The sequence below is a fragment of the Bradyrhizobium sp. LTSP857 genome, assembly GCF_000938285.1.
Classification (GTDB): domain Bacteria; phylum Pseudomonadota; class Alphaproteobacteria; order Rhizobiales; family Xanthobacteraceae; genus Bradyrhizobium.
On record NZ_JYMS01000027.1, the window covers coordinates 254,816 to 273,843 of the forward strand.

General features: G+C 64.4%; 20 protein-coding genes and 1 pseudogene. 13 read left to right on the forward strand and 8 right to left on the reverse strand.

The annotated features are described in order from the left end of the window. Nucleotides 1–7 precede the first annotated feature (7 nt). Genes UP06_RS18655 through dnaQ form a run of 3 tightly spaced genes read left to right on the forward strand, consistent with a single transcriptional unit; the run spans nucleotide 8 to nucleotide 1,984 of the window. A complete protein-coding gene (locus tag UP06_RS18655) occupies nucleotides 8–616 on the forward strand; it encodes a Maf family nucleotide pyrophosphatase (protein ID WP_045004631.1) in 609 nt (202 codons plus the stop codon). A 23-nt stretch (nucleotides 617–639) separates the two neighbouring features. Then, nucleotides 640–1,239, forward strand: a complete 600-nt coding sequence (gene coaE / locus UP06_RS18660) for a dephospho-CoA kinase (RefSeq protein WP_045004633.1) — start codon at nucleotides 640–642, stop codon at nucleotides 1,237–1,239. Between the two features lie 25 nt (nucleotides 1,240–1,264). Further along, complete coding sequence (gene dnaQ / locus UP06_RS18665; protein ID WP_045004635.1) at nucleotides 1,265–1,984, forward strand: DNA polymerase III subunit epsilon; 720 nt, start codon at nucleotides 1,265–1,267, stop codon at nucleotides 1,982–1,984. On the opposite strand, the gene secB is transcribed toward dnaQ, so the two are convergent. Next, the gene (gene secB / locus UP06_RS18670) at nucleotides 1,981–2,463 is read right to left on the reverse strand and encodes a protein-export chaperone SecB (RefSeq protein WP_045004637.1); all 483 of its coding nucleotides are present in this window, start codon (nucleotides 2,461–2,463) and stop codon (nucleotides 1,981–1,983) included. The genes dnaQ and secB overlap by 4 nt on opposite strands. Before the next feature lie 401 nt (nucleotides 2,464–2,864). Between secB and UP06_RS18675 the strand changes: the two genes are divergently transcribed. The 3 genes from UP06_RS18675 to UP06_RS18685 are packed head-to-tail and all read left to right on the forward strand — an operon-like array spanning nucleotide 2,865 to nucleotide 5,687. Then, nucleotides 2,865–3,569, forward strand: a complete 705-nt coding sequence (locus tag UP06_RS18675; protein ID WP_045004638.1) for a Tim44/TimA family putative adaptor protein — start codon at nucleotides 2,865–2,867, stop codon at nucleotides 3,567–3,569. After that, complete coding sequence (gene mltA / locus UP06_RS18680) at nucleotides 3,547–5,097, forward strand: murein transglycosylase A (protein ID WP_045004639.1); 1,551 nt, start codon at nucleotides 3,547–3,549, stop codon at nucleotides 5,095–5,097. Before UP06_RS18675 ends, mltA begins: the two co-directional genes overlap by 23 nt. Then, a complete protein-coding gene (locus tag UP06_RS18685) occupies nucleotides 5,094–5,687 on the forward strand; it encodes a Smr/MutS family protein (protein ID WP_045004640.1) in 594 nt (197 codons plus the stop codon). The genes mltA and UP06_RS18685 overlap by 4 nt, the downstream gene beginning before the upstream one ends. Nucleotides 5,688–5,739: 52 nt before the next feature. On the opposite strand, the gene UP06_RS18690 is transcribed toward UP06_RS18685, so the two are convergent. From UP06_RS18690 to hslV, 4 genes are all read right to left on the reverse strand, one after another. Then, nucleotides 5,740–6,864 carry a hypothetical protein gene (locus UP06_RS18690; protein ID WP_045004641.1) on the reverse strand — a complete coding sequence of 375 codons (1,125 nt, stop codon included), beginning with the start codon at nucleotides 6,862–6,864 and terminating at the stop codon, nucleotides 5,740–5,742. Nucleotides 6,865–7,043: 179 nt separating this feature from the next. Then, the gene (gene hslU, locus UP06_RS18695; RefSeq protein ID WP_045004642.1) at nucleotides 7,044–8,348 is read right to left on the reverse strand and encodes an ATP-dependent protease ATPase subunit HslU; all 1,305 of its coding nucleotides are present in this window, start codon (nucleotides 8,346–8,348) and stop codon (nucleotides 7,044–7,046) included. A gap of 52 nt (nucleotides 8,349–8,400) precedes the next feature. Continuing rightward, a complete protein-coding gene (locus UP06_RS18700) occupies nucleotides 8,401–9,012 on the reverse strand; it encodes a DUF2585 domain-containing protein (protein ID WP_045004643.1) in 612 nt (203 codons plus the stop codon). Between the two features lie 4 nt (nucleotides 9,013–9,016). Further along, nucleotides 9,017–9,577 carry an ATP-dependent protease subunit HslV gene (hslV, locus tag UP06_RS18705; protein ID WP_045004644.1) on the reverse strand — a complete coding sequence of 187 codons (561 nt, stop codon included), beginning with the start codon at nucleotides 9,575–9,577 and terminating at the stop codon, nucleotides 9,017–9,019. 195 nt (nucleotides 9,578–9,772) lie between these two features. On the opposite strand from hslV, the gene hisB reads away from it, so the two are divergent. From hisB to coaA, 7 genes are all read left to right on the forward strand, one after another. Beyond that, nucleotides 9,773–10,366, forward strand: coding sequence for an imidazoleglycerol-phosphate dehydratase HisB (gene hisB, locus UP06_RS18710; RefSeq protein WP_045004645.1), 594 nt, complete (start codon nucleotides 9,773–9,775; stop codon nucleotides 10,364–10,366). 65 nt (nucleotides 10,367–10,431) lie between these two features. Continuing rightward, complete coding sequence (locus UP06_RS18715) at nucleotides 10,432–10,959, forward strand: DUF2628 domain-containing protein (protein ID WP_045004646.1); 528 nt, start codon at nucleotides 10,432–10,434, stop codon at nucleotides 10,957–10,959. Then, nucleotides 10,956–11,606, forward strand: coding sequence for an imidazole glycerol phosphate synthase subunit HisH (gene hisH / locus UP06_RS18720; protein ID WP_045004649.1), 651 nt, complete (start codon nucleotides 10,956–10,958; stop codon nucleotides 11,604–11,606). The genes UP06_RS18715 and hisH overlap by 4 nt, the downstream gene beginning before the upstream one ends. Next, a complete protein-coding gene (hisA, locus tag UP06_RS18725) occupies nucleotides 11,603–12,340 on the forward strand; it encodes a 1-(5-phosphoribosyl)-5-[(5-phosphoribosylamino)methylideneamino]imidazole-4-carboxamide isomerase (RefSeq protein WP_045005016.1) in 738 nt (245 codons plus the stop codon). Before hisH ends, hisA begins: the two co-directional genes overlap by 4 nt. 10 nt (nucleotides 12,341–12,350) lie before the next feature. After that, entirely contained in the window at nucleotides 12,351–13,127 is a 777-nt protein-coding gene (hisF, locus tag UP06_RS18730) for an imidazole glycerol phosphate synthase subunit HisF (RefSeq protein WP_045004650.1), read from the forward strand. Between the two features lie 74 nt (nucleotides 13,128–13,201). Next, the gene (locus tag UP06_RS18735; protein ID WP_045004651.1) at nucleotides 13,202–13,525 is read left to right on the forward strand and encodes a phosphoribosyl-ATP diphosphatase; all 324 of its coding nucleotides are present in this window, start codon (nucleotides 13,202–13,204) and stop codon (nucleotides 13,523–13,525) included. Nucleotides 13,526–13,543: 18 nt separating this feature from the next. Then, nucleotides 13,544–14,500: a type I pantothenate kinase gene (gene coaA / locus UP06_RS18740; RefSeq protein ID WP_045004653.1), complete on the forward strand. Its 957-nt coding sequence runs from the start codon at nucleotides 13,544–13,546 to the stop codon at nucleotides 14,498–14,500. Between the two features lie 125 nt (nucleotides 14,501–14,625). Here coaA and UP06_RS18745 read toward each other — a convergent pair whose 3' ends face one another. From UP06_RS18745 to UP06_RS18755, 3 genes and pseudogenes are all read right to left on the reverse strand, one after another. Then, on the reverse strand, nucleotides 14,626–16,851 hold the full coding sequence (locus UP06_RS18745) for a PAS domain-containing hybrid sensor histidine kinase/response regulator (protein WP_045004654.1): 2,226 nt from the start codon (nucleotides 16,849–16,851) through the stop codon (nucleotides 14,626–14,628). 116 nt (nucleotides 16,852–16,967) lie between these two features. Beyond that, nucleotides 16,968–17,435: a hypothetical protein gene (locus UP06_RS18750; protein WP_045004655.1), complete on the reverse strand. Its 468-nt coding sequence runs from the start codon at nucleotides 17,433–17,435 to the stop codon at nucleotides 16,968–16,970. A gap of 98 nt (nucleotides 17,436–17,533) precedes the next feature. Then, nucleotides 17,534–18,979 (reverse strand): annotated as a pseudogene (locus tag UP06_RS18755) (YifB family Mg chelatase-like AAA ATPase); the annotation flags it as partial. Nucleotides 18,980–19,028 lie beyond the last annotated feature (49 nt).

Below are 19,028 nucleotides of genomic sequence, written 5' to 3' on the forward strand. Positions count from 1 at the left end.
TTTCGCGATGGGTCTCTGGCGCGGCAAATCTCCGTTGATTTTGGCGTCGCAAAGCAGCGCGCGAAAGATGCTGTTGGCCAACGCCGGGCTGGAGTTTACGGCGCTGACAGCCGATATCGACGAGCGCGGCATTCAGGCTCAGTCGAAGCTGTCGAATCCGCGCGAGATTGCTCTGCTGCTGGCGCGCGAAAAGGCCAAGGCGGTCTCGATCAATCACCCCGCAAGCTACGTGATCGGTGCGGATCAGACGCTGGCCCTTGGCGATCGCCTCTTCAACAAGCCCGCAGGCCGCCCCGAGGCTTTGGCGCAACTGCGCGAGCTCGCCGGCAACAGCCACGAGCTGAATTCGGCCGTGGCCGTTGTGCGCGACGGCAAGATTATTTTTGAGGACGTCTCGGTGGCCCGCATGACCATGCGGCAGATGACCGAGGCGGAGCTTTCGGCCTATCTCGACGTGGCCGGCGACGCCGTGACGACAAGTGTCGGCGCCTATCAGCTCGAAGGCCTCGGTATCCATCTGTTCGAGCGTATCGAAGGCGACCATTTCACCATTCTCGGCCTGCCGCTGCTGCCGTTGCTTGCGTTCCTGCGGCGCGAGCGGCTAGTTGCGGTGTGACGGACAGGGATGGCAGAACGCTGATGCGGATTGTGGGACTGACTGGCTCGATCGGGATGGGAAAATCCACCACCGCGAAATTGTTCGCGGAGGCTGGCGTCCCCGTCTACGACGCCGATGCTGCGGTCCATCAACTGTACGAGGGAGAGGCGGCGCCTGCGATCGAGGCCGCCTTCCCCGGCACCACCGTGAACGGCAAGGTCGATCGGCCAAAACTGTCCGCGCGCGTCGTGCATGATCCCGCTGCCATCAAGCAGCTCGAGCAGATCGTCCATCCCATGCTCGGTGCGTCCCGCAAAAAATTCTTTGCCGATGCGGAAGCGGCCAACGCGCCGGTCGTGGTCCTGGATGTTCCGTTGCTGTTCGAGACCGGTGGCGAGAAACGCGTCGACGCCGTGGTCGTGGTCTCTACCTTTCCGGAACTTCAGCGCGAGCGTGTGCTGGCCCGCGGCACCATGGACGAGGCAAAACTCGACGCCATCATCGCGAAGCAGACGCCCGATGCCGATAAGCGCAAGCGAGCCGATTTCGTAGTGGATACGTCACACGGACTTGAGCCGGTGCGCGCGCAAATCACGCACATCCTGGCCGAGGTCGTTAAGATGCCGCAGCGGCGAGCCTGATTCGCCGCCTGACACGGCTGACCTCATGCGCGAAATCGTTCTCGACACCGAAACCACCGGCCTCGATCCATTGCGCGGCGATCGCCTGGTCGAAATCGGCTGCGTCGAGATTTTCAATCGCATGCCGACGGGACAGACCTACCACGTCCATATCAATCCCGAGAGGGACATGCCGGCGGAAGCGTTCGCCGTGCACGGCCTGTCGGCTGAGTTCCTGTCGACCAAACCGCTGTTCCACGAGGTCGTCGACGCGTTTCTGGAATTCATCGGCGACGCGCCGCTGGTGATCCACAACGCCTCGTTCGACATCAGCTTCATCAATGCCGAGCTCGACCGGATCAAGCGTGCCGCGATCCCGCGCGAGCGACTGGTCGATACGCTGCTGCTGGCGCGGCGCAAGCATCCGGGTGTGTCGAACCGGCTCGATGACCTCTGCTCGCGCTATTCGATCGACAATTCACGCCGGACCAAGCATGGCGCGCTGCTCGATTCCGAACTGCTGGCCGAAGTCTATGTCGATCTGGTCGGGGCGCGGCAGTCGCAGCTGCTCCTGGCTTCGGAGAGCGAAGAGAATCGCGTCAATGCTGCCGGCGATGCGCCGCGGCGGCAGCGGCTGGTGCCGCTTGCGCCGCGGGTGACAGACGCCGAGCGCGAGGCCCACCGGACCTTCATCGCAACGCTCGGCGACAAGGCGATCTGGAACGAGTTCCTCGCCGCTCCAGCTGCCGCCAATCCAGCCGGTTAGGCCTGACCGGCCGGCTGAGCGGCCATTTGCCGCTCCATGTTCTGACGATAGAGACCGACGAAGTCGACCGGATCCAGCATCAGGGGCGGGAACCCGCCGTCGCGGACAGCGGTCGCGATGATCTCGCGGGCGAACGGGAACAACAGCCGCGGGCACTCGATCATGACCAGCGGGTGCAGGTTCTCCTTCGGAACGTTGGTGATCCGGAACACGCCGGCATAAGCCAGCTCGAACGAGAACATCACCTTACCGGCGGTCTCGGCCTTGCCCTCAACCGACAACGTCACCTCGAACTCCTGTTCGCTGAGGTTGTTGGCGCTGACATTGATCTGGATGTTGATCTGCGGGGGCTGGCCCTGCTGCTGGAGCGAGGTCGGCGCGTTCGGATTTTCGAACGAGAGGTCCTTGGTATATTGCGCCAGCACGTTGAGCTGGGGTGCCTGGGCCGCCTCGGGAGGGGTGCCGTTGCCGTTGGTCATAAGATGTCTCCTTACCCGATTGGGGCTGAATTTCGCGGCGGTTGGCTAACATAGGGCCGCCTCATTCCACAAGGACGAACGGCTTCCGACGGTATATCCGGGCCGCGCCCATAACTGTGACGTCCAACCTGCCCCGGACCCGAAATCGCCCGTTAAACGATTGAAGATGCGCGATTTCCGGGCAGGATCGGGTTTCCCCTTAAGCATAAAACGCGCTACACTTCACGCTGTGCCAAAAGGCGCCATTGGCCGGGCAAGATTTCGTGCCTACATCCGGCGGACGTGACGCGCGGACCCAAAATGGTGATGTAGACTTGCCGTTCCCGTATGGAACGGTCTACTGGCCGGATCGATTTTCCCGGCACGGCCCCTTCTCGAGAAGACCAGAAAGCGAATACCACGTGGACATCTACACCATCATCTTCCTGGCGCTGGCGGTCTTTATTTTTCTGCGGCTGCGTAGCGTGCTGGGGCAGCGGACGGGTAGCGAGCGCCCGCCGTTCGACCGCACCGCCCGCAATGCGCTCCAGGGGGCCCCGGACAAGAACGTCGTGACCATGCCGGGCAAGGTGATCGACCAGGCCCCGCTGGCGCCGACGGCCGAGCCGACCCCGCCTTCCGACCGCTGGAAGGGCCTGACCGAGCCGGGCACCCCGCTGGCGCAGGGCCTGGATGCCATCGTCGAGAAGGACTCCACGTTCGATCCCCGCCACTTCATCTCCGGCGCCCGCGGCGCTTACGAAATGATCGTGCTGGCCTTTGCCAATGGCGACCGCCGCGCGCTGCGCGACCTGTTGTCGTCGGAGGTCTATGAGAGCTTCGACGCTGCGATCAAGGAGCGCGAGAAGAACGAGCAGAAGACCGAGACGCGCTTCGTCTCGATCGACAAGGCCGAGCTCGCCGGCGCCGAGCTGCGTGACCGCACCGCGCAACTCACCATCCGCTTCGTCTCGCAGATGATCTCGGCCACCCGCGACAAGGCCGGCACCATCGTTGACGGCAGCGCTGACACGGTCGCCGACATTACCGACATCTGGACTTTCGCCCGCGACGTCACCTCTCGCGATCCGAACTGGAAGCTGGTTGGCACCGGAAGCGCGACTTAAACTTGTCTTCAGGAATGGCGTGACGGCGCTCTGTGCAGGTGCCGTTGCGCTGTTGTCGTTTTCGCTCGGCGCCGAGGCTGCACGGCGTCACTATCGCAGCCATCAGCACCATGTTCCCGAAGAGGCTGCGCTTCCTCCGCGAGCCCTGCCCTATCCGCAGCTCCCGCTCCCGTTCGAAATTCCAGGCGCGCAATATCTGCCGCTGGTCTGGGCGGACGTGAAGGGCTGGAGCGATGACGATCATCTCGCGGCCTACAAAACATTTCGCGCGAGCTGCCGCTCGATCAACGCGCAGACCGGCGCGGCCGAGTCAAAAGCCTTGGGCGCCTCGCTGAGCGAACCCTGCCGCGCCGCCAAAACGCTTGACCTTACCGACGACGCCAAGGCGAAGACGTTCTTCGAGGACAATTTTTCGCCGCTGCGGATCTCGCGCCTCGGCGAGCCCGACGGTTTTGTCACCGGCTATTATGAGCCGGTGCTCGACGGTTCGCGCACCCAGACCGACATCTACAACGTTCCGGTCTATCGCCGACCCTCGAACCTGTTCGTGCGCGGCTACAATCAGGCCTCGGTCAGCCTGCCCAACAAGGGCGCGGTCTACCGCAAGATCGGCCGCCGCAAGCTCGTGCCCTATTACGACCGTGGCGAGATCGAGGACGGCAAGATCGCCGGCCGCGGACTGGAGATTGCCTGGCTGAAAGACCCGACCGATCTGCTGTTCGCGCAGATCCAGGGCTCGGCCCGCATCAAGTTCGATGACGGCGCCACACTCCGGCTCAACTACGATTCTTATAACGGCTTTCCCTACACGGCCGTCGGTCGTGTCTTGATCGAGCGCGGCATCATTCCGAAGGAAGAGATGTCGATGCAGAAGATCAGGGAGTGGATGGCGCAGAATCCTGACGGCGCCAAGGAGCTGCGGCGCCAGAACCGCTCCTACATCTTTTTCCGCGAGGTCAATCTTTCCGACAAGGACGAGGCGGTGGGCGCGCAAGGCATTCCGCTGACGGCTGGGCGCTCGATTGCGGTCGACAAATCGCTGCATGTCTACGGCACGCCGTTCTTTATCGAGGGCGAGCTGCCGATCGATTCCGAACGGTCCAAAACACCATTCCACCGCCTGATGATCGCGCAGGACACCGGCTCGGCCATTATCGGTCCCGCGCGCGCCGATCTCTATTTTGGTGCCGGTCAGGACGCCGGTCGCGTCTCGGGCCGGCTGCGCCACGCCATGCACTTTGTGATGCTGGTGCCGAAGAGCCTCGATCCCGGCGTGCGCGCCGCGCGGCTGCCGGTGCCGGACCCGCGGCCGTCGGAGAAGATCGCAAAATTGTTTCCGCAGACTGATCCGGCCAAGGATTCGATCAAGGATTCGGCCAAGCCGGCGGCTGCCGCCGCGGCTGTGACGCCAGGCAAGGGCGAAACGGTCGCCGTCGCCAACCCGATCCCGTTGCCGGCGCCGCGTCCCGTGATAGAGCCTGTCCGCGAGCCGCGTCGGCACCCGAAGAGTCGTCCCCACCAGCAATGAAGCGATCGTCCCGTCCGCCCGTGCTGGATCCTCCTCGTCCCTCGCCGCGCCGGCGTGGGCTGAGCGAGGAGGACCGCGAGCTCTGGGAGCTTGTCGCGAAACAGGTCAAGCCGCTCAGGAAGCATCGCGCGACGAAGGTGCACGCCGCACCGCGAGCTGAACCTTCGCCCGCAGCGCCGGTTACCAAATCCGCGCCCTCAGCGAGGCCGTTGGCTGCCGCGCCGACGCCACGCCCATCAAAGCCGGCGATGCCGCCACTGGCTCCGCTCGGCAAGCGCGAGCGGACAAAACTGTCGCGCGGCCGCAGCGAGATCGAGGCGCGGCTCGATCTTCACGGCATGACCCAGCTGCGCGCCCATCGCGCCCTGTCGGGTTTCCTCCATCGCGCCCATGATGACGGCCTGACCTTCGTTCTCGTTATCACCGGCAAGGGCCGCAGCGGCGGCGAAAGCGGCGTGCTGCGCCGCCAGGTGCCGGAATGGCTGAGCCTGCCGGAATTCCGTGCCTTCGTGGTCGGGTTCGAGGAAGCCGGCATCGGTCATGGCGGCGAGGGCGCACTTTATGTGCGGATCAGGCGGGCGAGGTTCTAGAGAGCATGATCCGGAAAAGTGGAGACCGGTTTTCCGACCAGATCATGCTCAACTAAAAAGGCCGCACGATTCCGACGCGCGGGATCAGCGTGAGCACCAAGCCGAAGATATTGGTGTTGCGATCCTCCGCCGGGATCAGCGGCGTCTCCTGTTTTGCCGGCAGCATCTTCACCGCATGCAGGATCAGGAACATGCAGACCGCCCAGTTCGAGATCCAGCGCGAATAGTCGAATACCATCGCGAACATCACGAGATAGGCGAGGCTGACGCCGATCAGTGCGGCGATGACGAGACGGCGATGCATGCGGCTTGCGAGCGCGCCGATCAGGCCGGCAAAATAGCGCCATAGCGGCGTGTGCAGCCAGATCAGCAGCGCGAACACGGGCACGCCGAGAATGTTGTGGGGCAGGCGTCCCCAGGTATCCGCGAGCTCCTTCGCCAGCGGCTGATACCAGATGTAGCTGAATTGCAGCAGGTCAGTACGCGCCGGATCGGCCATCCGGGTTTTGAGGTAGGCGACGAAATCCGCCTCCGGGATAGGCATCGTCCCCAAGAACTGCGCGGCGAAGAACAGGATGCTCACGCAGAGCAGTGCGACCAGACCGAACGCGACGTTCGTTCGGGTGACGCCGTGTGAAAGATAGTGCCTGATGACGACGATGGTGATGATCGTCGGCACATACATCAGCAGATGAATGTGGTGGATCAGCACGAGAACGATCGAGAACAGTGCAGCCGTCGCCACGAACAGGAGTGAGCCGGCCGGCATCAACAACAGGATGATCGCAAACGCACAGCCATAGATGTCGAAATGGCCAAGCGTGTGCATGAAGTTCTTCAGGAAGAACGGCGAGCCTGCGATGAAGACGAACAATGGCAGCGTCTTCGCGGCAAAGCCGAACGTCTTCTGGAACAGCTTTGCGTACAGCGCCAGCGTCACCAGCCACGTCACCCCGCCGATTGCGAACACCAGCCACACCGGCACCTTCGCCGTGAACAGCGCGACGATCGCGCCGATCAGCGCGCGCTTGATGAAGCCGAAATGGTAGTCGACGAGGAGGTGGATGTAGGGGACATAAGGCGGCAGCTGGATCTTGTGAATGAACACGCCGGCGATGATCGCGGCGTTGATCGCGAGCAGAAGGCGCCAGGGATTTTTCTGGACGTTAGCGAGCATGTGGCACTCGATGCGCACAAAACTCCGCTCTCGTCCCGGCGAAGGCCGGGACCCATAGCCACGAATGTTCGTTTTGAGCCAAGGCTGGAGCCGCTATCTTTTCCAACAATAACCGCTGGTGGTTATGGGTCCCGGCCTTCGCCGGGACGACGGCGGATAGATAGCGGACTGGAAGGAAATTACAAAATGAACCGGCTCAAATCCGCGTTCTTGGCAAGATCGCCGACGTGCTTCTGCACGTAATCGGCATCGACCCGGAGGGTCTCGCCGTTGCGATCGGGCGCCGCGAAGGAGATTTCGTCCAGCACCCGCTCCATCACCGTCTGAAGCCGCCGCGCGCCGATATTCTCGACGGTGGAATTGACGGCGACCGCGACGTCGGCGAGCGCATCGATGGCGTCGTCGGTGATGTCGAGCGTGACGCCCTCGGTCTGCAGCAGCGCGACATATTGCTTGATCAGGGAGGCCTCGGGCTCGGTCAGGATCCGCCGCATGTCGTCGCGGGTCAGTGCCTGCAACTCGACGCGGATCGGCAGCCGGCCCTGCAATTCCGGCAGCAGGTCGGACGGCTTTGCGACGTGGAAGGCGCCGGACGCAATGAACAGGATGTGGTCGGTCTTGACCGCGCCGTGCTTGGTCGAGACCGTGGTGCCCTCGATCAGCGGCAACAGATCGCGCTGCACGCCTTCGCGCGAGACGTCGCCGCCGACGCGTCCGTCGCGGGCGCAGATCTTGTCGATCTCGTCCAGGAACACGATGCCGTTGTTCTCGACCGCGCTGATCGCTTCCTGCGTCAGCTGATCGGTGTCCAACAGCTTGTCGGATTCCTCGTTGACGAGGATCTCGTGCGAGCTTTCCACCGTCAGCCGCCGCGTCTTGCTGCGGCCGCCGAGCTTGCCGAAGATGTCACCGATCGAGACCGCGCCCATCTGTGCGCCCGGCATGCCCGGGATCTCGAACATCGGAAAACCGCTGCCGGAGGACTGCGTCTCGATCTCGATTTCCTTGTCGTTCAATTCGCCGGCGCGCAGCTTCTTGCGGAAGGAGTCCCGCGTCGCGGCGCTTGAATTGGCGCCGACCAGGGCGTCGAGCACGCGCTCCTCGGCGGCAAGCTGGGCGCGGGCCTGCACGTCCTTGCGCTTGCGCTCGCGCACCTGGGCGATCGCGACCTCGACGAGATCGCGCACGATCTGCTCGACATCGCGGCCGACATAGCCGACCTCGGTGAATTTCGTCGCCTCGACCTTCAGGAACGGTGCATTGGCAAGCTTCGCCAGCCGCCGCGCGATCTCGGTCTTTCCCACGCCGGTCGGGCCGATCATCAAGATGTTCTTCGGCAGCACTTCCTCGCGCAAGGAACCGGTGAGCTGCTGCCGGCGCCAGCGGTTGCGCAGCGCGATCGAGACGGCGCGCTTGGCGTCGGCCTGGCCGACGATGTAACGGTCGAGTTCGGAAACGATTTCGCGGGGAGAAAAGTCTGTCATGGGACCTTAGCTAGGGTCAGATGGCGGCCGGGACAAGCTGCTTTTTGGGTCGTCAGATGATCGGCGGACCCGATTGCCATTGTTTCACGGCGTCGATCGGATGGACCAGCATCAGAATATTCAGCGTCAGATTGTCGCGAATGTGCAGCGCCAGCATGATCTCGAAGGCGAGCCCGATCACGACCGTCGCCGGAATCGGCAGCACGCGTGCGGTGAGGAACCCCAGCACCATGAACAGCGTGTCCGAGATCGAATTGACGATGCTGTCGCCAAAGTAATCCAGCGAGATCGTGCCGGCGCGGTAGCGCTCGATGATGAACGGCGAATTCTCGACAATCTCCCAGGCGCCCTCGATCAGCATCGCGATGATCAGCCGCGCTGGCCACGATAGCCGGCGCGAGAGCACCAGCCAGGTCAAGCCGTAGAACAGGAAGCCGTGCAGGACGTGCGAGAAGCTGTACCAGTCGGCGATGTGCTGGGAGTTCTCAGAGCTGTTCACCACGCCATGCCAGAGCTTGACGTAGCCGCAGGTGCAGATCGGCACCCGGCCCATCGCAAACAGGATCGAGGCCTGGAGCGCCAGCAGCAGCAGTGCGATGCCGAGGAAGGCCAGCGGCCGGAGAGCTGCGGGTTGGGTCGGGCTGGAGCTCGGGGCCAATTCCATCCGCTCAGCCGGCCGTCAGCGCTTCGATGGTGACGTTGCGGTTGGTGTAGACGCAGATGTCGGCGGCGATGTCGAGGGAGCGGCGGACGATGGTCTCGGCGTCCTTGTCGGTGTCGAGCAGGGCCCGCGCCGCCGCCAGCGCGTAATTGCCGCCGGAGCCGATCGCCATGACGCCAGCCTCGGGCTCCAGCACGTCGCCAGTGCCGGTCAGCACCAGGGAGACGTCCTTGTCGGCCACGATCATCATGGCCTCCAGCCGCCTCAGATAGCGGTCTGTGCGCCAGTCCTTGGCGAGCTCGACTGCGGCCCGGGTCAACTGCCCCGGATATTGCTCGAGTTTGGCTTCCAACCGCTCAAACAGCGTGAAGGCGTCGGCGGTGGCGCCGGCGAAGCCGCCGATCACGTCGCCCTTGCCGAGTTTCCGGACCTTCTTGGCGTTGGACTTGATCACGGTCTGGCCGATCGAGACCTGGCCGTCGCCGCCGACCACCACCTTGCCGTCCTTGCGGACCGTCAAAATCGTGGTGCCGTGCCAGACCGGCAGGCTGTTCTGGGAATCCTGCATGAAATACCTCGTTGTCCGGCCTGATTTAGGCGGTCAGGGCAAAGGGTACAACTGGGGCACAACCGGCCGGTCCGGACCCAATTTCGCTCACCATAGGCAGAAGTAGAGGCCCGTCGGCCGATCCCGCAGTAGCGAACGCGTCATTGGGCTGTTAAAAGACCGGCGTTTTCAAATAGAAGCGAAAGCCAGCTTTCAATGCGCACCGCGACGATCAAGCGCAAGACCAAGGAGACCGACATCGAGGTCACCGTGAACCTCGATGGATCCGGCGTGTCCAAAATCGCGACCGGCATCGGCTTTTTCGACCATATGCTCGATCTCCTCGCCCGCCATTCCCGCATCGACCTCACGGTCAAGGCGGTCGGCGATCTGCACATTGATCATCACCATACCACCGAAGACACCGGCATTGCGCTCGGCCAGGCGGTCAAGCAGGCGCTCGGCACCATGGCGGGCATCACCCGCTATGCCGACGTCCACATGCCCATGGACGAGACGCTGTCGCGCGTGGTCATCGACATCTCGGGCCGCCCGGTCCTGGTGTTCAAGGTCGATTTCCCCCGCGACAAGATCGGCGAGTTCGACACCGAGCTGGTGCGCGAGTGGTTCCAGGCCTTCGCCATGAACGCCGGCGTGACTCTCCACGTCGAGACCCTATATGGCGATAACAGCCACCATATCGCCGAGTCTTGCTTCAAGGGTCTGGCGCGGGCGCTGCGGGCGGCGGTCACGATCGATCCACGGGCGGCGGGCGAGGTGCCCTCCACCAAGGGCTCGCTCGGCGGCTGACATCTCCGTCTTGCGGCAATCGCCGCCAGCGGCATCTACCCAATTCTCGAGAACGGGGCATCACCATGCCTGTCTATACAGTTCATGCACCCACCCCTGGAGGGGCCGATCTGCGCGCGACCGACAGATTCGTGTTCGTGCGCGACGGCTTCCATTTCTGGGCGATGGTGCTCGGCCCGTTCTGGCTGCTCTGGAACAGGCTTTGGCTGGCCCTGATCGGCTGGATCGTCTTCGTCGCTGCGTTCGATGCCGGGCTGTCCAGCCTCGGCGTTGGCCGCGGCTCGATCTTCTTCGCGAATATCATCGTCGCGCTCTTGATGGGCTTTGAGGCCTCGAGCCTGCGCCGCTGGACGCTGTCGCGCGGCAAGTGGCGGCAGCTCGACGTCGTCGTCGCTGATGATGAGGACACCGCCGAGCGCCGCTTCTTCGAGCGCTGGAGCCAAAAGCAGCGCGGCATCGTCAATGATCAATGGGCTGTCGATCGCGGCGGCCCGCCACCGACCCGCAATTTGCCGGGTCAGCAATTCTCCAGCCCGCCAATTCCGGCCGGTGGCATCATCGGATTGTTTCCAGAACCGGGAGGGTCAAGATGAGCGTCGCCATCATCGATTACGGTTCCGGCAATCTGCATTCCGCCGCCAAGGCGTTTGAGCGTGCCGCGCGCAGCATGGAGAATCCGCAAAAGGTTTTCGTCACCAGCGATCCGGATCAGGCCTACAGCGCCGATCGTCTGGTGCTGCCGGGCGTCGGTGCGTTCGCCGATTGCCGGCGCGGGCTCGATGCCGTCAACGGCATGGTCGAGGCGATCACCGAATCGGTGCGCGTCAAGGCGCGGCCGATGTTCGGCATCTGCGTCGGCATGCAGCTGTTCGCCACCCGCGGCAAGGAGCACGTCATCACGCAGGGCCTGAACTGGATCGGCGGCGACGTCGAGAAGATCACGCCGCGCGACGAAAGCCTGAAGATCCCGCATATGGGCTGGAATACGCTCGACGTGCTGCGCGATCACCCGGTGCTGGAGCGGCTGCCGCTCGGCCCCAAGGGCCAGCACGCTTATTTCGTGCACTCCTACCACCTCAACGCAGCCAATGAGGCGGACGTGCTCGCGCGCGCCGATTACGGCGGGCCGGTCACCGCGATCGTCGCCAAGGACACCGCCATCGGCACGCAATTCCACCCCGAGAAGAGCCAGCGCTTTGGGCTGGCCCTGATCTCGAACTTTTTGCGATGGAAACCGTGATCCTCTTCCCCGCTATCGACCTCAAGAACGGCCAATGCGTGCGCCTCGAGCAAGGCGACATGGCACGCGCGACCGTGTTCAATCTCGATCCCGCCGCACAGGCGCAGAGTTTTGTTGCACAGGGTTTTGAGTATCTCCATGTCGTCGACCTCGACGGGGCCTTCGCCGGCAAGCCGGTGAATGCGCAGGCCGTCGAGAGCATGCTGAAGACAATCAAGATTCCGGTGCAACTCGGCGGCGGTATTCGCGATCTCGCCACCGTCGAGGCCTGGCTCGGAAAGGGCATCAGCCGCGTCATCATCGGCACTGCCGCGGTGCGTGATCCGGAGCTGGTGAAGGTGGCTTCGAAAAAATTCCCCGGCCGTGTCGCGGTCGGGCTCGATGCCCGAGACGGCAAGGTCGCGGTCGAAGGCTGGGCCGAGACCTCGCAGGTGACGGTGCTGGAGATCGCGCAGCGTTTTGAGGATGCCGGCGTTGCCGCCATCATCTTCACCGACATCGCGCGCGATGGCCTGCTCAAGGGGTTGAACCTCGATGCGACCATTGCTTTGGCCGATTCCATCTCGATCCCCGTGATCGCCTCCGGCGGCCTCGCTTCGATCGAGGACGTCAAGGCGATGCTGACGCCGCGGGCAAAAAAGCTCGCCGGCGCGATTGCCGGCCGGGCGCTCTATGACGGCCGGCTTGATCCCGCGGCGGCGCTCACTTTGATCCGCAACACGCGCGCCGCCTAGGAGACATCAGATGTTCAAGGTGCGCGTGATCCCCTGCCTCGACGTCAAGGACGGCCGTGTCGTCAAGGGCGTCAATTTCGTCGATCTGCGCGATGCCGGCGATCCCGTCGAAGCCGCGATCGCCTATGACGCCGCCGGCGCCGACGAGCTCACGTTCCTCGACATTACCGCGACCCATGAGAACCGCGGCATCATGCTGGACGTGGTCCGGCGCACGGCGGAGGCCTGCTTCATGCCGGTGACCGTCGGCGGCGGTGTCCGGGAGGTCAACGATATCAAAACGCTGCTGCGCGCCGGCGCCGACAAGGTTTCGATTAACAGTGCCGCGGTGTCGCGGCGCGAGTTCGTCAAGGAAGCGGCCGAGAAGTTCGGTGGTCAGTGCGTGGTGGTTGCGATTGACGCCAAGCGGGTCAAGCGCGCGGGCGGCGGCGAGCGCTGGGAGATTTTTACCCATGGCGGCCGCAACTCGACCGGCATCGACGCCATCGAATATGCCCAGGAAGTGGTCTCGCTCGGTGCTGGCGAAATCTTGCTCACCTCGATGGACCGCGACGGCACAAGGCAGGGTTTTGACATCCCGCTGACCCGAGCGATCGCCGACAGCATTCCCGTTCCCGTGATCGCCTCGGGCGGCGTCGGCAATCTCGATCACCTCGTCGACGGTATCCGCGAGGGGCACGCCACCGCCGTCCTGGCCGCCTCGATCTTCCACTTCGGGGAATTCACCATCCGTGAGGCCAAGGAGCACATGGCCCGGCGCGGGCTGCCCATGCGCCTGGATGCCTGACGACTCCCGTTCATAAAAATGCTAAAGGAGCCGGTGGAAGCCGGCCTTTCGGCTGGGCGTTTTGAGTATTCTGTATGCCGCGTTTCACGATCCACGATCTGGCCGCAACCATCGACGCCCGCGCGGCGGCCGTCGGCGAGGGCAGCTACACCCGCAAGCTCCTGGACAAGGGCGCCGAACATTGCGCCAAGAAGTTCGGTGAGGAAGCAGTCGAAACCGTAATCGCAGCAGTCGAAAACGATCGCGCACATCTGATCGCCGAGGGCGCCGATCTGCTCTACCATTTCCTTGTGCTGCTCAAGGTCCGCGGCGTAAAGCTGGAAGAGGTCGAGGCCGCGCTGGACAAACGGACCTCGATGTCAGGGTTGGAAGAGAAAGCGTCGCGCAAGGGCGACTAGCCAAGGTGGGAAGGCGTCATGGATATCCGCGCACCCGAGCAGCAGTATAATCCGTATCGCGTTTATACGCGCGCGCAGTGGGCGCATCTGCGTGACGATACGCCGATGACGCTGGAGCCGGGCGAGTTCGACCGGCTGCGTTCGCTGCACGATCGCCTGGACTTGCAGGAGGTCGAGGACATCTACCTGCCGCTGTCGCGATTGCTGTCGATCTACGTCGATGCGATGCAGCGCCTGTACTACGCGGAGCGCCAGTTCCTCAACATCCGCGATCGCAAGATGCCCTACGTCATCGGCGTCGCCGGTTCGGTCGCGGTCGGAAAGTCCACCACGGCCCGCGTGCTCCAGGCATTGCTGGCGCGCTGGTCGCCGCGGCCGAAGGTCGAGCTGATCACCACCGACGGATTTCTCTATCCCAACGCCGTGCTCGACCGGCAGGGCATCATGCAGAAAAAGGGCTTTCCCGAGAGCTACGATCTGCCGCTGCTGCTCAGTTTCCTGTCCGACATCAAGGCTGGACGCCGCCATGTCCGCGCGCCCGTCTATTCGCATCTGACCTACGACATCGTGCCGAACCAGTGGGCCGAGATCGACCAGCCCGACATCCTGATCGTCGAGGGCGTCAACGTCTTGCAGACCGGCAAGCTGCCGCGCGACGGCAAGGCGGTGCCGGTCGTCTCCGACTTCTTCGACTTCTCGGTCTATATCGACGCCGACGAAGCGGCGCTGCGGCAATGGTACATCCGGCGGTTCCTGTCATTGCGCGACACCGCGTTTACCAATCCAAAATCCTACTTCAATCGCTACGCGCTGTTGTCCGACGAGGAAGCCACCGCCACCGCCATCGCGATCTGGGAGCGCACCAACCTCGCCAATCTCGAGGACAACATCCTGCCGACGCGTCCGCGCGCAACGCTGATCCTGAAGAAGGGCGCGGATCACACGGTGGAGAGCGTGGCGCTGCGAAGGTTGTAGGTTTCGGCTTCGTAGGGTGGGCAAAGGCGCGCTCTTCGCGCCGTGCCCACCATCTCTATCCGTTGCGTTGTTTGTGAGTGGTGGGCACGCTACGCTTTGCCCACCCTACGCAGCATCGCTTGCAGCTACACCACCAACTGCCGCGCCGCCGCAAGCCCCGCCAGCGCCTCATCCAGCTTTTCGCGATCGAGCGGCTTGATCAAAAATCCATTCATGCCCGCCTCGAAACAGGCGTAGCGATCTTCCACCAGCGTGTTCGCGGTGAGCGCCAGGATCGGTGTGTGGTGACCGCCGGTGGCGGCCTCGTGGGTGCGGATGCGCTTGGTCGCCTCGATGCCGTCGAGCTGCGGCATCTGGATGTCCATCAAGACGAGATCAAAGGGCGCGCCGGCCGAGCCGGCCGCGAGCCAGGATTCCAGCGCTGCCTCACCGTGGACGGCGATGACGACGCGGTGACCGAGCTTGGTCAGCAGCGAGCGCATCAACAGCGCGTTGATCTCGTTGTCTTCGGCGACGAGGATCGAAAGGCCCTTCGTCGGCGCTCTCACCGCAGCGGGTTCGACAGGCTCGGGCGCAAGGTCGGGTGAGGGGACTTCCGGCGTCAGCGCCAAGCGCGCGGCGAGCGAGGCTGCGCGCAGCGGCTTCACCAGAAAGCCCGTGAAGGCGGCCGAAAGCTTGTCATGGCGTGAGCCTGACGTCAGCAGCACCAGCCGCTGCGTTGCATGGGCGCGGGCGACTTCGCCCAGGCGATCGGCGACGGTGGTCCCGATCGCGCGATCGATCAGCACCGCATGCCACGAGCGTTCCGGCAGCAGTGCTTCGGCCACGGCCGCGTCCGCGACCAGGCACGTCTGGCCGCCCCAGCGCTCCAGCCGACGCGCGATCAACGAGGCCTCGATGCCGTCGGCGACCAGGAGCATCGACTTGCCGGTGAGGTCGGGACTTGGAAAGGCTGTCTGTCCTGCGCCGGTTTGCGACGGGGCGAGCGGAACCGCGACCTCGAAGGTCGAGCCTTTGGCCGGCGCGCTCTCCAGCGTGATGCGGCCGCCCATGCGCTTGACGATGCGCTCGCTGATGGCAAGGCCGAGCCCGGTGCCGCCATAGGTGCGCGCGACGCGGTCGTCGGCCTGCTCGAATTCGCGGAAGATGCGCGACTGCGCCTCGGGCGCGATGCCGATGCCGGTGTCGCGCACGAGGAAGCTGATTTCATTGGGCCAGATGCCGGGCTCGACGATCAGCGCGACGCCGCCATTCGCGGTGAACTTGATGGCGTTGCCGGCGAGGTTGAGCAGCACCTGACGCAGCCGGCCGGCATCGCCGATGACCTCGAGCGGCAGGCGTTCGTCGATGTAAGCTGCGATCTCGAGATGCTTGGCCTGCGCGCGCGGCGCCAGCAGCTCGGTGATCTCTTCGATCAAGGTCGACAATGCGAAGGGGCGCTGCTCGAGGTCGAGTTTGCCGGCTTCGATCTTGGAATAATCGAGCAGCTCCTCGATCAGCGCCATCAAGGCTTCGCCCGACGTTTTCACCGCCTTGGCGTAGGTGGTCTGCTCCGGCGTCAGCGTGGTGTCGAGCAACAGCCCGCCCATGCCGATGATGCCGTTCAGGGGGTTACGGATTTCATGCGAGGCCATCGCCAGGAAGCGCGATTTGGCGCGGTTGGCGGCGTCGGCCTGGTCGCGTGCGTCCGACAGCGCGCGCTCGGTCTCGGTGCGGTCGGTGACGTCGCGTCCGACGCTCTGCAATTCGGCGGGCTGGCCGGCATCGTGACGCACAAAGCCCTCGCGCCAGGCGATCCAGCGCGCGCCGAGCGGCGTTGCGATCTTCTGGTCGTGGATGCGGGTACCGTTGCTTTCGCGGGCGCTGTCGCCCTGCTCCAGCACGTCGAAATCAAAGCGCGTGCCGACCAGCGCGCTGCGCGCCTGCCCGGCCAGCGCACAATAGGCGTCGTTGGCAAAGGTGATGCGGCCCTGATGATCGCGCAGCACGATGAGATCGCCCTGCGATTCGAACAGGCTGCGGGCGCGCTCCTCGGCCTCCTTCAGCTCCCAATTGCGATCGATCAGCGCCTCGTTGTGGGCGGCGAGCGTGCGCAGCCGCTTGTTGACGAAGCGCAGCCGCATGCTGAGCGTCGCCAACCCAAGGCAGGCGAGCGCGAACAGGAAGCTCGCGCCGATCGCAAAGGTATTGGGATCATAGCCGGAGTTCTCGGCGCGGCTGCCGGAGACGAAGCCATAGGCACCGCCGAACGTCGCCGAGAAGATCATGAACGAGCGGATGGCGAAGGCGATCTTCGGGTAGCGGCGCCTGAAGCGGCGCATGCGCACCTTGATCCGGAACGTCCCACCCATCGCCACCGACCCTTATAATCCCGCAATCGCCGAGCGGGACGATGTGCCTGCCGACCTTGCGAACAGTTTGAGGTGTTGAAGCCGCCTCGAAACAGGGTTGACGAGGTGTTAACGGTTCAAAGCGAAGCGGCCTGAAGGTGACGCTGACCACCGCGGGCGCCGACGATCAGGGCCGCGGCTTCCTTCTGTGAAAACGTCTTCGAGCGCACATAGATGCGGTAGTCCGCCGGTCCCTCGGTGGAGAGATAGATCGTCGGCCGGTCACCGCCTGGCTGCCCGGAAATCGCAACGAGACGTGTCGAGGGATTGCCCTGGCAGGCGCCCGGCTCGTCGCTTGCGCCATCGTCGACCACCGCGAAGTCCGCAGCGTCCGCGCCGTCGGTGATCTGCACCCGCACGGTCGCTTGTGATGGATCGTCGGTGAAGGCGACCTGGATGCCGGCGGTCCAGAACAGGGACGTGAGCTCGACCGAGGTTTCGCCGATGGCGATGCAGGGATGCGAGACCGATCCGATCTCGCTGCGGGCAAACACCGCGGCCGCCAACAGGGGAACCACCGAGGCCAGGACCTTGAAACGCAACATGACACTCTACTCGCCAGGCCCGGTACGGGAACTTGTGGGCCTTATGGTTTGCAGAGCGTAAAGGAAACTCGTTACCGCCGGGTTGATGCGCGTTCACATTACGCCAACTGGCGCACATCCTCCGCGAGTGCGCGATAGGACAGCGCCTCGGCGAGATGGAGCCGGCCGATCTTCTCAGTGCCGTCGAGGTCGGCGAGCGTGCGCGCCACCCGCAGCACGCGGTGATAGCCGCGCGCCGACAGCCGCATGGTCTCGGCCGCATCGCGCAGCAGCTTGGCGCCTTGCGCATCCGGCTTTGCGATTTCCTCCAGCACGGAGGCTGGCGCCTCGGCATTGGTGCGGACATGCGGCAGGCCGGCATCCGCATAGCGCGCGAGCTGGATGTCGCGCGCCGCCGCCACGCGCGCCGCGACTTCGGCGGAGCCTTCCGCCGGTGGCGGCAAGATCAGATCCGCTGCGGTTACCGCCGGGACCTCGATGCGCAGGTCAATGCGGTCCATCAAAGGACCAGAGATGCGCGCCTGGTAGTCGCCGGTGCAGCGATCGATGCGGCCGCGCTTGCAGCTATAGCCCGGCTCGAACGCGTTGCCGCAGCGGCAGGGGTTCATCGCCGCGACCAGCATGAAGCGCGCAGGATAGGTGACGCGATGATTGGCGCGGGAGACCGAGACCTCGCCGTTCTCCAGCGGCTGGCGCAGCGAATCCAGCACGCGCGGATCGAACTCCGGCAGCTCGTCGAGGAACAGCACGCCCTGATGCGCGAGCGATATCTCGCCGGGCTTTGCACGCGCGCCGCCGCCGGTGAGCGCGGCCATGCTGGCGGAATGATGTGGGCAGCGGAACGGCCGCTGCGAGGTCAGTGCGCCGCCTTTGATCTCACCGGCAACGGAGGCGATCATCGACACTTCGAGCAGCTCACCCGGCGACAGCGGCGGCAGGATGGAGGGCAGGCGCGCCGCCAGCATCGACTTGCCGGCACCGGGCGCGCCGATCATCAAGAGGTGATGCCCGCCGGCGGCTGCGATCTCCAGCGCCCGCTTGGCGCTCTCCTGGCCCTTGATGTCGCGCAGGTCGAGCAGTGAGGCTGCAGCCTCATGTACCTTCGGCACCGGCCGCGAGAGCACCTGCGTGCCCTTGAAGTGGTTGGCGATCTGGATCAGCGAGTGCGCGGCGACGATCTGGATGTCCGGGCTCGCCCACGCCGCCTCCGAGCCGCAGGCGGCCGGACAGATCAATCCCTCCTCGCGGACATTGGCGCCGATGGCGGCGGGGAGAACGCCGGCAACCGGCGCAATCGAGCCGTCGAGGCCGAGCTCGCCGAGCACGGTAAAACCCGTCAGCGCATCTGGCGGGATCGCCCCGATCGCCGCCATCAGCCCGAGCGCGATCGGCAGGTCGTAATGGCTGCCTTCCTTGGGCAGATCGGCCGGCGCGAGATTGACGATGATCCGCCGCGCCGGCAGCGCCAGCCCTGAGGCAATCAGCGCCGAGCGGACGCGCTCGCGCGCTTCCGACACCGCCTTGTCGGGAAGGCCGACGATGGCAATAGTGTTTACAATAAACCCCCATTTGTGATAAGCACGGTCCTCTAAA

Coding starts and splice junctions, on each gene's coding strand:
- UP06_RS18655 (WP_045004631.1), top strand. CDS start 8: ATGGGTCTCTGGCGCGGCAAATCTCCGTTGATTTTGGCGTCGCAAAGC.
- coaE (WP_045004633.1), top strand. CDS start 640: ATGCGGATTGTGGGACTGACTGGCTCGATCGGGATGGGAAAATCCACC.
- dnaQ (WP_045004635.1), top strand. CDS start 1,265: ATGCGCGAAATCGTTCTCGACACCGAAACCACCGGCCTCGATCCATTG.
- secB (WP_045004637.1), bottom strand. CDS start 2,463: ATGACCAACGGCAACGGCACCCCTCCCGAGGCGGCCCAGGCACCCCAG.
- UP06_RS18685 (WP_045004640.1), top strand. CDS start 5,094: ATGAAGCGATCGTCCCGTCCGCCCGTGCTGGATCCTCCTCGTCCCTCG.
- UP06_RS18690 (WP_045004641.1), bottom strand. CDS start 6,864: ATGCTCGCTAACGTCCAGAAAAATCCCTGGCGCCTTCTGCTCGCGATC.
- hslU (WP_045004642.1), bottom strand. CDS start 8,348: ATGACAGACTTTTCTCCCCGCGAAATCGTTTCCGAACTCGACCGTTAC.
- UP06_RS18700 (WP_045004643.1), bottom strand. CDS start 9,012: ATGGAATTGGCCCCGAGCTCCAGCCCGACCCAACCCGCAGCTCTCCGG.
- hslV (WP_045004644.1), bottom strand. CDS start 9,577: ATGCAGGATTCCCAGAACAGCCTGCCGGTCTGGCACGGCACCACGATT.
- hisB (WP_045004645.1), top strand. CDS start 9,773: ATGCGCACCGCGACGATCAAGCGCAAGACCAAGGAGACCGACATCGAG.
- UP06_RS18715 (WP_045004646.1), top strand. CDS start 10,432: ATGCCTGTCTATACAGTTCATGCACCCACCCCTGGAGGGGCCGATCTG.
- hisH (WP_045004649.1), top strand. CDS start 10,956: ATGAGCGTCGCCATCATCGATTACGGTTCCGGCAATCTGCATTCCGCC.
- hisF (WP_045004650.1), top strand. CDS start 12,351: ATGTTCAAGGTGCGCGTGATCCCCTGCCTCGACGTCAAGGACGGCCGT.
- UP06_RS18735 (WP_045004651.1), top strand. CDS start 13,202: ATGCCGCGTTTCACGATCCACGATCTGGCCGCAACCATCGACGCCCGC.
- coaA (WP_045004653.1), top strand. CDS start 13,544: ATGGATATCCGCGCACCCGAGCAGCAGTATAATCCGTATCGCGTTTAT.
- UP06_RS18745 (WP_045004654.1), bottom strand. CDS start 16,851: ATGGGTGGGACGTTCCGGATCAAGGTGCGCATGCGCCGCTTCAGGCGC.
- UP06_RS18750 (WP_045004655.1), bottom strand. CDS start 17,435: ATGTTGCGTTTCAAGGTCCTGGCCTCGGTGGTTCCCCTGTTGGCGGCC.